The following is a 12,862-nucleotide window of genomic DNA, read 5'->3' on the forward strand; positions in this document are numbered from 1 at the left end:
CCTTGATGGCACGCATCAAGGGGCTGGATCATGGCGGTCTTGAGAAGAAGACGGGCCGACCGAGTCGGCGACGTGCGCGCCGCGGCGGCCCATGGGCTTGGCGTGACCACGTGTGCTGTCCCGCAGCGTCTGGGGCTCCATTTCGGCGTTGAGCTCTGCGCCGACGATGACAACGATCGCGACGAGGTACAGCCACATCAGGGTCACCACGATCGCTCCTAACGACCCGTAGGTTTCGTTGTACGAGGCAAAGTTGGCGACGTACAAACTGAAACCGATCGACACGATCACCGCTGAGACCACAGCGAGACCAGCGCCCCAGGAGGCCCATCGCCACTTCGGCTCGTCACGGTCGGGCCCGTAGCGATACAACGCGGTCAGCCCGAAGGTGATCAGGGCTGCGACGGCCAGCCATCCGACGATCTGAGCCCCGATGGAAGCGACCCCGGTGATCGCCGACGAGCCGGCCAGGGTCAGCACGGCGCCGACGGCAGCAGTCAGTACCAGTGCTCCGAGGGTCATCGCCAGAGCAAGCGCCCGCTTCTTCACAAAGGTTCGGCCGTCGGTCTCGTCATAGGCGATGTTCAAGGCTTCGATCAGGTGGGCGAACCCGCTTGATGCCGTCCACAGCGCCACGGCGATGCCCACCACAGGGGCCACACCGGCGGCGGTCAACGTGACGTGATCCTCAAGAAACTCGTCTTTGACGCGGAGGGCGATGTCCTTCCAACCGGAAGGGGGGAGTTCGGCCGGTGACGTCGCGTCGCGACCTCGTTCGGTTGTCATGCATGACCTCGTTGTTGTGGTGGCTGGGGTGATGGCTGCGGCAACAGGAAGGTCGTTGACGCGGATGGAGAGGAGGCAGATCGGGGCACACCGGGCAGCGAGTCCGGAGCGCAGCGATCTAGTGGTTCCGCAGTGCGTCGATCAGCTCGTCCATAGCCATGCTTGAGCGGCCGTCGATGTGCAGCTCTTGGGCTCGTTCGTACAGGTCGTCGCTGGTCCAGTTGTCGTAGCTCGGCGACTCGCCACCCCGCTTGGCGGCGGTGGTGCGGTCGATGTTGGTGATGCGAGCGGCCTTTTCCTTGCTGGCGCCTTGGTCGCGCAGCGCCTCGTACTGCTCGTCGTCCTTGATGCTGGGCCCGTGGTCCTTGGCCATGTCTCAACTCCTCATGCGGGGGTGGGCAGAGCTTTACCCGAACCGTCGACGGCCTAACCGCAGGTTCACGCCGCCATTCATGCCATTTCCCGGACCCGTCGGAGGCCCGCAGGTGTGGCGGATGCCACGGCTGGTTTAGCTCCACCGTGATCGGGTACTGACAACATCCCCGACACAAAGGAGCCAGACATGGCAGACCACGATGATTCCGCAGCAGAAAAGGGCGCCAAGGGCGTGTTTGAAGACGTCAAGGGTAAGGCCAAAGAGGCCGTTGGCTCGGTCCTCGGCAACGAGGACCTGAAGCACGAGGGTGAGGCCCAGCAGGACAAGGCCGAGGCCCAGCGCGAGGCGGCCGAGAAGCAGGCCGAGGCCCGCAAGGCCGACGCCAAGACCGAGGCTGCCGAGGCCCGCCAGAAGGCCAACCAGGACTGAGGTCCTACACTCGGATCGCCTGTCGGTTCGAGATGTGCCAACGCCGGTCGATCCTTCGGGACCGGCCGGCGTTGTCGCGTCGGCGCAGCGTTCGGGTGAATCGGCTCTTCGACGGGGGAAGCGATGCCGGTTTCCGGCGTTGGACCTCGGGGTAGTGGTCGACGATGGGGCCCATGACCGAGGAGGCACACCGTGACGGCTGAGGCCGCAGCGCAGGTCGACCCCACCGAGGGCGGGCGCTGGATCGTTATCGACGGCCGTCGATGGAGGGCGACGGACCCGTCCATCCCCGAACCGCTTCGCCAAGAACTGGTCAACAACTTGATGGCCGCCCGGCGGGGGGTCGGGTCCGCTCGGCGCGCCGGTGACGACGCTGCAGAGCGACTCGCGAGGGCGCAGGTTGACGACGCCAAATTCGCCCTGGGGGAACGGGGTGAACCCTGGTGGGAACCACCGAGCGAGGGCGGGCGTCGTCGGCGTGCCCGGGCCACCGTTCGTGCGCTGAGCGGAGGACGAGCGCCCGATCGCACGATCTGTCCATCCGACGTGGCACGGGCGATCGGAGGTCCCTCATGGCGGTCGATCCTCGGGATGGTCCGCGACGAGGTGCGCACCCTGGCCTACGACAACGTCGTCGAGGTGAGCCAACGCGGTAAACCGCTCGATCCCGATCGGGCATGGAAAGGGCCGATCAGGATTCGTCGAACCGGGTGACTGCGGACGACCACAGGGCGGCGTCCGACGTGTGTTGAATACGCGGCGTTTCAACGACGCCACCCCGGGTATCGAACGTCGGTGCTGCTGGACAAGCCGGGCCCGACGGACATGTCGACGAAGAACACGGCGGTGAACGACATCGCCCACGTCGTCGTGGTCATTCCGGCCCATGATGAGGCCGCTCGATTGGGGCGCCTGCTGGCATCGATGTCGCTCGCCCGGCGTCGCGTGAGCGAGAAGGTGTCGACGAGTTGCGTGGTGGTGGCCGACGCCTGCACCGACCGCACCGCCGAGGTGGCCCGATGCTTTCTCACCGGCGGGCAGGATGTGCTCGAGGAGGTGGAGGTCAGGTCGGTCGGGCGTGCCCGCCAGCGCGGCGTTGCGTCGGCGATCGAGGGGCACGAGGACCTTCGACGCGTCTGGATTGCCAACACCGACGCCGACACCGTCGTGCCGGACAACTGGTTGACCGCCCAACTGCGCCTCGCCAACAGCGGCTACGACGCGGTCGCCGGCACGGTGACCCTGCTCGAGGACGATGACTGGTGCCCGACGGTGGCGGCGCGTTTTGAACGCGCCTACCGCTGGCCGCCGGGTACACCTCATCCCCATATCCATGGCTGCAATCTGGGGGTGAGGGCCTCGACGTATCTGGAGGTGGGCGGCTGGAGCGAGCGTTGCTCGGCCGAGGACGGGGACCTGTGGCGGAGGCTGAAGACACACGCTCGGGTGCTGTCGTCGGCCGAGAGCCGGGTCGCCACCAGCGCTCGCATGCACGGCCGGGCCCCGGACGGATTTGCCGGCCATCTGGTGAGCCTCGACCAGAGCGCCTTCCCGGAGCCGCCAGCCGGCGCACCCATGCGGCTGCCAGGACGTTGATCACGCGGGGTGTCATGAGCTCACCCCAGCGAGGTCGGCATCGTGACCAGAGTGGAGCTTCCCGACCTCGGCCGCTGGGCGCCACAGCGCACCGATGCGCAACGGTGGGAGCCACCTCGGAAGCTCACGGTGGTCGTGGCCCCTCACCCCGACGACGAGACGCTGCTCAGCGGCGGCCTGATCGCCCATCAGGCCAGGGCGGGGGTGCCGGTCATCGTGCTGGCGGTGACCGATGGGGAGGCGGCCTATCCAGGCGACCCGGACGGGCTCGCCCGTCAACGGCGTCGGGAACAGCGCCAGGCGCTGAGAGCCCTGGCGGGCGAGGAGCTGCCCGTCCTCCGCCTGGGACTCCCGGACGGTCGGGTCGAGGACCATCACTCATCTCTCGTCGCCGCCATCGCCGAACACGTGACCGTCGATTCGCTGGTCGTGGCGCCGTGGCGCTTGGACCATCACTGCGACCACGAGGCGGTGGGGCGAGCAGCGCACGAGGCGGCGGGCCGCTGTGGTGCGGCGCTGGCCGAGGGCCTGTTCTGGGCCTGGCACCATCGCCAGCCGCAGGAGATGGTGAGCCGGTTGCGCGAGCTTCCCCTGTCGCGCCGGGAGGTGGAGCGACGGCGCTGCGCGCTGAGCCACCACCACAGCCAGGTCGCCGGCGATGGCGCATCAACCCCGGTGCTGCACTCGGGTGTGCTGGGCCCCTTCGACTGGCCGTCGGAATACTTCATCCTCAGCAACGAAGGAGACGACCCGCTATGACCGTCCGCGCCGACCTCGAAGCGCTGTGCGCGCAACCGATTGCCGATCTGGGGGCGGGCCGCACAGCGGAACGTTGGCTGACCATGTTCGACTGGGCGCTCGGTGGGTCGGTCAGCGTGGCCCGTTTGGCCGAAGCACACGCCGATGCCGTCGCCATCCTGAGGGAGGGAGGCCGGGATCCGGTCAAGGGCGCCATCTACGGGGTATGGGCGTCGGTCGATCCTCGCTACGAGCTGCGCTTGGACGGCTCGGGCACGCTGAGCGGCACGAAATCCTTGTGCTCGGGCCTGGGGATCGTTGACCGTGCGCTGGTCGCTGTGGTGGGGGAACGGGGTGAGCAACTCTTGGTCGACGTTGAGGCGTCGGGTCCGACCGTGATATCGGACGTTACCGGGTGGGCGACCCCGGCAATGTTCGACACGGCGACGGGAACGGTTGGTTACACCCAGCACCCTGTCGAGATCGTGGTCGGGGACGACGCCTGGTATCTCGAGCGGCCCGGGTTTTGGAACGGGGCGATCGGGCCGGCCGCATGCTGGGCGGGCGCCGCTGCGGGGCTTGGTGCGTATGCCGATGCCAAAGCCGTGACCGACCAGCATCAGCTGGTGGCCCGCGGGGTGTTGAGGGCGGAGGCGGCGCTGTGCCAAACGTTGTTGCGCGACGCCGGCCGAGACATCGACGATCACCCGACCGACCAAGTGGCGGCGCGCCGTCGGGCGTACGTGGTGCGCCATCTGGTCGAACGGTCGGCCACTCGTTCGGTGGACGCATTCAGCCGGGCGTTCGGACCGCGCCCGTTCGTTTCCGACGGACACCTGGCTCAACGGGTGAGCGACCTGATGCTCTACGTGCGCCAGCAGCACGGCGACCGGGAATTGGCCGAACTCGGAGGGCTCTGAAGTGGCGACCGACCACGGGCTCTCACACGACCGCCGCTATTTCGACTCGATGTACGGGGCCGACGCCGACCCGTGGGGCTTTGACTCTCGGTTCTATGAGCGTCGCAAGTACGCCCTGACGCTGGCGGCACTCCCTCGGGAGCGTTATGTCCGCGCTGTCGAGCCGGGATGCTCCAACGGGGCTTTCACCGAGCTGTTGGCGCCGCGCTGCGACGAGCTCATCGCCTTTGATTTCGTCGAAGATGCCGTCGAGCGCGCCCGGCGACGGTTGACCGCTTCACCCCACGTCACGCTGGCATGTGCCGAATTCCCCATGTGGTGGCCGGAGGGAACGGGAGACCTGGTCGTGTGGTCCGAGGTGGCCTACTACCTGACCGAGCGAGGTTGTGATGCGGCCGAAGTGGGGTTGGCGGACTGGCTCAGACCGGGAGGCCACCTGGTGGCGGTCCACTACACCGGTCGCACCGACTACCCGCTCAGCGGCGACGAGGCGCATCGTTGGATCGACGGCATCCCGTTCCTCCAAACCTTGTTCGCGGCGGTGGACGAACAGTTCGTGATGCGGGTGTGGGGCCGGGAGTGACCGACGTCGACACGAGCGCAGCAACCACGAGGGACCACCGCACCCGGGATCGCTCTCACCGAGTTCGCGGGGGTGGATGAGGTGGACGATCCCGGTTTTGTCCAGCCGATGCTGGCCACCCCTGCCGAGCGCCCCATCGAGGGCGAGCACTGGGTGTACGAGCGCAAGCTGGACGGTATCCGCCTGATCGCGGTGCGCAACCGCGAAACGGTCAGGCTGTTCACCCGCAATGGCCACGACCGCAGCGCCGCCTACCCCGAGGTGGTCGAGGCGCTGGTGGGTCAGCGCCATGACCGCTTTGTGGCCGACGCCGAGGTGGTGGCCTTCGACGGCGATGCCACCAGCTTCGCCCGACTACAGCGACGCTCGGGCCTGAGCGATCCCGCCCGCATCCGCCACAGCGGGGTTGGCGTGTTCTTGTACCTGTTCGACCTGATGCACCTGGAGGGTCACAGCTGTATCGATCTGGCGCTACGCGACCGCACGAAGCTGCTGAGCGAAGCGTTCGACTTCGACGATCCGCTGCGCCTCAGCGAACACCTCAAAGGTGACGACAGCGGCACGGGTCGGCGACTGTTGGCCGACGCATGCGACCGCGGCTGGGAGGGCCTGATCGCCAAGCGGGCCGACTCCCGCTATCGGCCGGGTCGACGGTCGCCCGACTGGCTGAAGCTGAAGTGCGTCGCTCGTCAGGAGTTGGTCATCGGCGGGTTCACCGCACCGAAGGGCACCCGGATGGGGTTGGGAGCGCTGCTGGTCGGCCACATGACCGACGAGGGCCTTGCGTACGCCGGGCGTGTCGGTACGGGCTTTGACGATGCGACGCTGCACCGCCTCTGGAGCCTGCTCAAGGCCCGCAAGCGCTCGACTTCACCCTTCGTCGATGCGCCCGAGAGGAGCGACGTCACTTGGACCGATCCGGATCTGGTGTGCGAGGTGGGGTTCACCGAATGGACCTCGGCGGGCAGGTTGCGCCACCCCCGGTTCCTTGGCCTGCGCGACGATAAGGCGCCAGGCGAAGTGATGCGCGAGTTGCCGGCTTCGGCTCGATAGATTCAGCTGCCGGAGGGGGCTCGATGACTACATATCCCGAGGTATCGGCTGCGGAGTATCGCATCCAGGCCGACGAGAAGTTGGAAGCGGCGGTGCGCCGGATCGCCCACGAGCAGGTCGAGCAGGCGATCGCCCAGCTGCGAGGGATCGATACCCACAACGCCCAAGGGTCGATCCATCAATGTCGAAAGCACATCAAGAAGCTGCGTGGCCTCCTCCGCATGGTGCGGCCGTCGATGGGGCGTGCCTATCGGCCGGCCAACAACACGTTTCGCGATGCGGCCCGGCTTCTGTCGCCCTATCGCGATGCTCATGCGCTGCTCGCCACCTTCGATGACGCCATCGCCGCCGACCCCGAGGGCGTTCCCGCCGGCGGGCTCGGAGCGGCGTGGCGCGAGCTGGTGCGCCGCGCAGACGACTCCACCCGTTCGGTGACCGGCGGTTCGGCCGAGGTGCAGCGCGCCTTGGAGCTCCTCGAGCACGGTGCCGAGGGGATCGATGGGTGGAAGTTGAAGGGCTCCGGCTGGAACGCAGCGGCTGGCGGGGTGATCAAGACCTATCGACGCGGGTTGGTGGCCCTGAGTGCGATCGAGGAAGGAGGGGCGCCCGAACGCTTCCACGAGCTGAGAAAGCGGGCCAAGTACACCTGGTACCACCTCCGGTTGCTCGATGAAACGGCCCCGTCCGTGCTCGCTCCGACAGCCGGGCTGTTTCATGCCCTGACCGATGGGTTGGGCGATGCTCACGACCTGGCGGTGCTGCGGGACATGATGCTCGACGAACCGGACGCCTTCGGGGGGGACCAGATGGTGGCGGCCGCCTTCGCGCTCCTCGATGGCTACCGCTTGACGCTTGAACGGCGAAGCACCGCCCTGGCCGAATTGCTGTATGCGGAAAGTTCCGAGGCGTTCGCCGAGCGTCTCGGGGTCTACTGGAGCCTTCGCAAACGGCCGCCGCACGGCGCCGCAGGTGAGCTGGCCAAGCTGTTCCCGCCCGACGATGCCTGGGAGAAGTGCACCGTCGCCAGGCTTCGCATCGCCGCCCGGAGCGTCGGATTGCCCGGTCGCTCGACGATGCACCGTGACCGGCTGGTGGCGGCGCTGCGTGCCGAAGGCGTCGACCCGGGCGTTTCGTCGGATTGAACCCCGGTCCGGTCGCGATCGGCGCGGAGGTGCCCCGCTGGTGATCGCCGACGTGGGAACCTGGCCGCGTGAGCGAACCCCTGGTCGATGTGTCACCGGATGCCCTTCGGATCCGCCCGATGCGACGCCGGCACCTCTCCTCGGTGCTGCGCATCGAGGAGGCGACCAACGGTCACCCCTGGAGCCGGGAGTTGTTCGCCAACGAGCTCCTCCACCCGAGTTCGCGTCACTATCTGGTGGCGATGGTCGGCCCTCAGGTTGTCGGTTTTGGCGGGCTGATGCAGGTGGCCGACGAAGGCCACATCACGACCATGGCCGTCGATGAGCGGTTCCGACGCCGCTCGATTGGTGCCCGGATCCTGCTCGGCCTGCTCGGCTTCGCCGCCGAGTCGCAGATCCTCGACGTCACCCTCGAGGTGCGAGCCTCCAACGAACCGGCCCAGACGCTGTATCGCCGGTTCGGATTCGCACCCGAGGGGGTGCGCCCGCGCTACTACCGCTCGCCGACCGAGGATGCACTGATCCTGTGGGTGAGGGGCATCGATCGACCCGCCTACGAGCACAGGCTCGAGCGCGTTCGCGCGACACTGGACCCGTGAGCGAGCAGCGACCAGTGAGCCCCGTGAGCGAGCAGGAAACACCAACGGGAGCGACGCGGGGTCTGATCCTCGGCATCGAAACCTCCTGTGACGAGACCGCAGCGGCGGTGGTGGCCTTTGGTGAGGACGTGTTGTCCTCGGTCGTGTCCTCCCAGGTGGACCTGCACGCGCGCTTCGGCGGTGTCGTGCCCGAGATCGCCAGCCGGGCCCACCTCGAACTGCTCATCCCGGTCGTCGCCCAGGCGATGGTGGAGGCCGGCGTCTCCGGCGCAGATCTTGACGCGGTGGCGGTCACCCACGGGCCGGGGCTGATCGGCGCGTTGCTCGTCGGATTATCGGGGGCCAAGGGGCTGGCGCTGGCCTGGGACCTGCCGCTGATCGGGGTCAACCACCTCGAGGCCCACCTGTATGCGGCCCAGCTCGAACACGGCAGAATCGCGTTTCCTCAGATGGTGCTGTTGGTGTCCGGCGGACACACCCAACTGGTGGCGGTGGCGGCCCCGGGCGAGTACGAGCTGGTCGGCGGCACGGTGGACGACGCGGCGGGAGAGGCCTTCGACAAGGTGGCCCGCTTCCTTGGTCTGGGGTATCCGGGCGGTCCGGCGATCGAGGAGATCGCCCGCTCGGGCGACCCCCAGGCGATCGACTTTCCGAGGGCGATGGTCCACTCCGGGTTCGACTTCTCGTTCTCCGGGTTGAAGACAGCGGTCATCAACCACGTGAGGCGCTACCCGGAGGCGGCCACCGAGGATGTGGCCGCCTCGTTTCAGGCCGCTGCGGTCGACGTGCTCGCACTGAAGCTGGAGCGGGCGGCCGCCGAGTACGACGTGGCCAGCGTGGCCTTGGCCGGTGGCGTGGCGGCCAACACCCCGCTGCGCCAACGGGTCGCCCTCGACGCCGAGTTGGCCGGGCTCGGGTGTTCGTTGCCCGGTCGCACGTACTGCACCGACAACGCAGCGATGGTCGCTGCTGCCGGCTGGCATCGCTTCCGCAGCGACGGGCCCTCCGGGCTGGACCTACCCGCCGTGCCGGGCCTGCGGCTTCCCGTCTGAGCCCACCACGTCCGCCGGACAACGCCCACGTCGCCGCGGGGACTAGCACTCGCCTCGATCGAGTGCTAGAACTGGCACTCGTCAATCAAGAGTGCCAGCTCCGGAGATGCCGGGGCCGACAAACGGAGGCATTGCATGAAGCTCAAGCCCCTCGAGGACCGGATCGTCGTCAAAGCTGACGACGCCGAAGAGACCACGGCCAGCGGCCTGGTCATTCCCGACACCGCCAAGGAGAAGCCCCAGCAGGGCACGGTCATGGCCGTCGGCCCAGGTCGTATCGGCGACGATAACGACCGCGTCCCCATGGACATTTCGACCGGCGACACCGTCGTCTACTCGAAGTACGGCGGCACCGAGATCACCGTGGACGGTGACGATCTGTTGATCCTGTCCGCACGTGACGTACTCGCCGTCATCGACGCCTGAACCAACGAACACAAGATCTGAGGAGAACAACACATGGCAAAGATTCTGAAGTTTGACGACGAGGCCCGTCGCTCGCTGGAAGCCGGCGTGAACGCGCTGGCCGACGCGGTGAAGGTGACCATCGGCCCCAAGGGCCGCAACGTCGTGCTCGACAAGAAGTTCGGTGCGCCGACCATCACCAACGACGGTGTGTCGATCGCTCGCGAGATCGAGCTCGAGGACCCGTACGAGAACATGGGCGCCCAGCTCGTCAAGGAGGTGGCCACCAAGACCAACGACGTCGCAGGTGACGGCACCACCACCGCCACCGTGCTGGCCCAGGCGCTGGTGCGCGAAGGCATGCGCAACGTGGCCGCCGGCGCCAGCCCGATGGGGCTCAAGCGCGGCATCGAGGCCGGTGTCGAGGCAGCGGTCGCCGGCATTGCCGAGCAGGCCAAGGAGATCGACTCCAAGGGCGAGATCGCCCAGGTTGCCGCCATCTCGGCAGCCGACGCCCAGATCGGTGAGGTCCTCGCCGACGCCATCGACAAGGTGGGCAAGGACGGCGTGGTCACCGTCGAGGAGTCCAACACCTTCGGCATGGAGCTCGACTTCACCGAGGGCATGCAGTTCGACAAGGGCTACCTGTCGCCGTACTTCGTCACCGACCCCGAGCGTCAAGAGGCCGTGCTTGAGGATCCCTACATCCTCTTCGTCAACGGCAAGATCTCCTCGGTGCAGGACATGGTCCCCGTGCTCGAGCGAGTGATGCAGGGCGGTAAGCCGCTCCTGATCGTCGCCGAGGACGTCGAGGGCGAGGCCCTGGCCACCCTGGTCGTCAACAAGATCCGTGGCACGTTCGCCTCGGTGGCCGTCAAGGCTCCCGGCTTCGGTGAGCGCCGCAAGGCGATGCTCCAGGACATGGCCACCCTCACCGGCGGTCAGGTCATCGCCGAAGAGGTCGGCCTCAAGCTGGAGAACACCACCCTCGAGCTGCTGGGCAGCGCCCGCAAGGTGGTCATCACCAAGGATGACACCACCATCGTCGACGGCGCCGGTTCCTCCGAGGACGTCGAAGGCCGCATCACCCAGATCAAGCGTGAGGTCGAAGAGACCGACTCCGACTGGGATCGCGAGAAGCTCCAGGAGCGTCTGGCCAAGCTGGTCGGCGGCGTGGCCGTCGTCAAGGTTGGCGCCGCCACCGAGGTGGAGCTGAAGGAAAAGAAGCACCGCATCGAAGATGCGCTGTCGGCCACCCGCGCCGCCATCGAAGAGGGCATCGTCGCCGGTGGCGGCACCGCCCTGCTGCGTGCCCGCGCCAAGGTCGCCGAGGCGGCCGAGTCGATGGACAGCGATGAGCGCACCGGCGCACTCGCCGTGCACCGTGCACTCGAGGCCCCGACCCGGCTGATCGCCGACAACGCGGGGCTCGAGGGCGCCGTGATGGTTCAGCGTGTGCAGGCCGAGAAGGGCCCGATCGGTCTCAACGCAGCCACCGGTGAGATGGAGGACCTGGTCAAGGCCGGCGTCATCGATCCCGCCAAGGTGACCCGCGCCGCGTTGCAGAACGCAGCGTCGATCGCCGGGCTGCTGCTCACGACCGAGGTCCTCGTTGCCGACAAGCCCGAAGAGGGTGGTGCCGGCGGCGGTGCCCCCGACATGGGCGGCATGGGCGGCATGGGCGGCATGATGTGATCGGTTGACCTTGCCCGTTCTCCGCTTCTGCGGACAACGATCGAGGTCGATGAAATCGGGGAGCGTCCGACATCGGGCGCTCCCCGATTTCGCGTTTTGGGGGAGGTCACGGCATCGGTGGGCCTGGGTAGGCTCGCCGGCGTGAGCCCGGGGCGTACCGCACGACAACAACTGCCCCGGCCGCAACTGTGGACGCCGGGGGCGGCGGCACCGTGGGCGGATCTCGCCCCGGACCGTCGCTCGCTGAGCGCTCGGGCTGTGCGCCGCCGGCTGGGCGACGGCGTGCTTGAACAGGCGCCCGCCGTACCCCCCGCCCACGAGGGCGCGGCGGCCGTGCTGGCGGTTTTGGAGCCCGATGCTCAGGGCGGACTCGAGGTGGTGATCACCCGTCGCGGTGAGCGGATGCGCACCCACCGGGGCGAGCTGAGCCTGCCCGGTGGGGCCCAGGATCCGGGAGAGACGCTGGTTCGAACCGCGCTGCGGGAGGCATCCGAGGAGGTCGGGCTCGCACACGAAGACGTCGACATCGTCGGTCGTCTCTTTCCGCTGAGAACCGCGTCGTCGGGCCGCTGGATCGTGCCCTACGTCGCCCTGGCCAAGAACCGCCCGCCGGTGTGGGCGGCGTCCCCGGTCGAGGTTGAGGAGGTGTTGCACGTGCCCTTGGCCCACCTGGTCACCCCGGGTGTGTTTTGGGAGGAGCGCTGGGACTTCGGGGGCACCTCGTGGCCGATCTCGTTCTTCGACCTCGGACCCGACGTCATCTGGGGTGCGACCGCCGCGATGCTGCGGGACCTCCTCGCCCGGTTGCTCGGCGTGCCGGTCGAACCCCGGCAGGACTCACCGCTGTGGCTGCCGCCGTCCGAAACGCAGCGCCAACCATCAACGCGGCCTCGAACCGACCCGTCCCCGCAGTCGGGCAGGCTGTGAGGTAGTTTCGCTGGTCAGCCGGGTCGGCGGGCTCCGTCCGGCCTACGGCCCACCTGGAGGATGCGACCATGCCGACCCTGACCTTTGAAGGTGAGACCCACGGTGAGATCGTGGTCAAGGTGCGCCGCTGGTTGGCGTCGCTCGAGGGGGACCCCACCGGTCAGCTCTCTCCGGCCGAGGCGATCACCCAGGGTGCGGAGGTGACCAAGGAGGCCCTTCGGGTCATCGCCTCTTCCGCCCCGGGGCCAATCGCCCAGTCCGACCTGATCAAGACGCTCACCACGATGGGGTACAAGGCGACCGACGCATCGGCCGATGCGCTGATGAGCAGCCTGGACGGCATCGAGGAGGCGACGGGCGGCAGCGTGGTGCGCCAGGTCACCGAGGCCGGTCGCAAGGCCGCCTGGGAGATGAACTCCACGATCGCCAAGCAGCTCCTTCGGTCGCTTCGCCCGTAGGCGGCACCGCGCGGCGCCGGTCGGCTGCGGACGACCAGTGCGGTATTTGGCGCAGCGAGTAGGGTCGGAGCCTTTCGGCGGCCGGAGTTGGTGCCGCCATCCC

The 12,862-nt window shown here is 68.0% G+C and carries 16 protein-coding genes; 14 read left to right on the forward strand and 2 right to left on the reverse strand.

Going from position 1 to position 12,862, the window contains the following annotated elements; translation table 11 throughout:
* Positions 1–15: 15 nt before the first annotated feature.
* Positions 16–786 carry a YihY/virulence factor BrkB family protein gene (locus IPN02_11105; protein ID MBK9297356.1) on the reverse strand — a complete coding sequence of 257 codons (771 nt, stop codon included), beginning with the start codon at positions 784–786 and terminating at the stop codon, positions 16–18.
* Positions 787–904: 118 nt separating this feature from the next.
* On the reverse strand, positions 905–1,159 hold the full coding sequence (locus IPN02_11110; protein ID MBK9297357.1) for a Rho termination factor: 255 nt from the start codon (positions 1,157–1,159) through the stop codon (positions 905–907).
* 189 nt (positions 1,160–1,348) lie between these two features.
* Here IPN02_11110 and IPN02_11115 point away from each other — a divergent pair, with 189 nt between their 5' ends.
* From IPN02_11115 to IPN02_11180, 14 genes are all read left to right on the forward strand, one after another.
* Positions 1,349–1,591 (forward strand): CsbD family protein, encoded by a 243-nt coding sequence (locus IPN02_11115; GenBank protein MBK9297358.1) that lies wholly within the window; start codon positions 1,349–1,351, stop codon positions 1,589–1,591.
* A 192-nt stretch (positions 1,592–1,783) separates the two neighbouring features.
* Positions 1,784–2,305 carry a DUF3253 domain-containing protein gene (locus IPN02_11120; protein MBK9297359.1) on the forward strand — a complete coding sequence of 174 codons (522 nt, stop codon included), beginning with the start codon at positions 1,784–1,786 and terminating at the stop codon, positions 2,303–2,305.
* Positions 2,306–2,416: 111 nt separating this feature from the next.
* Positions 2,417–3,187: a glycosyltransferase gene (locus IPN02_11125; GenBank protein MBK9297360.1), complete on the forward strand. Its 771-nt coding sequence runs from the start codon at positions 2,417–2,419 to the stop codon at positions 3,185–3,187.
* A 42-nt stretch (positions 3,188–3,229) separates the two neighbouring features.
* Complete coding sequence (locus tag IPN02_11130; protein MBK9297361.1) at positions 3,230–3,946, forward strand: PIG-L family deacetylase; 717 nt, start codon at positions 3,230–3,232, stop codon at positions 3,944–3,946.
* Positions 3,943–4,845, forward strand: a complete 903-nt coding sequence (locus tag IPN02_11135; GenBank protein MBK9297362.1) for a hypothetical protein — start codon at positions 3,943–3,945, stop codon at positions 4,843–4,845. The genes IPN02_11130 and IPN02_11135 overlap by 4 nt, the downstream gene beginning before the upstream one ends.
* Positions 4,846–4,894: 49 nt before the next feature.
* Positions 4,895–5,428, forward strand: a complete 534-nt coding sequence (locus IPN02_11140; protein ID MBK9297363.1) for a methyltransferase domain-containing protein — start codon at positions 4,895–4,897, stop codon at positions 5,426–5,428.
* 81 nt (positions 5,429–5,509) lie between these two features.
* Complete coding sequence (gene ligD, locus IPN02_11145) at positions 5,510–6,481, forward strand: non-homologous end-joining DNA ligase (GenBank protein ID MBK9297364.1); 972 nt, start codon at positions 5,510–5,512, stop codon at positions 6,479–6,481.
* Between the two features lie 23 nt (positions 6,482–6,504).
* Complete coding sequence (locus IPN02_11150; GenBank protein ID MBK9297365.1) at positions 6,505–7,623, forward strand: CHAD domain-containing protein; 1,119 nt, start codon at positions 6,505–6,507, stop codon at positions 7,621–7,623.
* A gap of 68 nt (positions 7,624–7,691) precedes the next feature.
* Entirely contained in the window at positions 7,692–8,222 is a 531-nt protein-coding gene (gene rimI / locus IPN02_11155) for a ribosomal protein S18-alanine N-acetyltransferase (protein MBK9297366.1), read from the forward strand.
* 23 nt (positions 8,223–8,245) lie between these two features.
* Entirely contained in the window at positions 8,246–9,274 is a 1,029-nt protein-coding gene (gene tsaD / locus IPN02_11160; protein MBK9297367.1) for a tRNA (adenosine(37)-N6)-threonylcarbamoyltransferase complex transferase subunit TsaD, read from the forward strand.
* A gap of 135 nt (positions 9,275–9,409) precedes the next feature.
* Positions 9,410–9,700, forward strand: a complete 291-nt coding sequence (groES, locus tag IPN02_11165) for a co-chaperone GroES (GenBank protein MBK9297368.1) — start codon at positions 9,410–9,412, stop codon at positions 9,698–9,700.
* Between the two features lie 33 nt (positions 9,701–9,733).
* Positions 9,734–11,374: a chaperonin GroEL gene (groL, locus tag IPN02_11170; GenBank protein ID MBK9297369.1), complete on the forward strand. Its 1,641-nt coding sequence runs from the start codon at positions 9,734–9,736 to the stop codon at positions 11,372–11,374.
* A 141-nt stretch (positions 11,375–11,515) separates the two neighbouring features.
* Positions 11,516–12,301, forward strand: a complete 786-nt coding sequence (locus tag IPN02_11175) for a CoA pyrophosphatase (protein ID MBK9297370.1) — start codon at positions 11,516–11,518, stop codon at positions 12,299–12,301.
* Positions 12,302–12,369: 68 nt separating this feature from the next.
* Positions 12,370–12,759, forward strand: a complete 390-nt coding sequence (locus tag IPN02_11180; protein ID MBK9297371.1) for a hypothetical protein — start codon at positions 12,370–12,372, stop codon at positions 12,757–12,759.
* Positions 12,760–12,862: the final 103 nt, after the last annotated feature.

It is taken from the genome of Candidatus Microthrix subdominans (assembly GCA_016719385.1).
GTDB lineage: Bacteria > Actinomycetota > Acidimicrobiia > Acidimicrobiales > Microtrichaceae > Microthrix > Microthrix subdominans.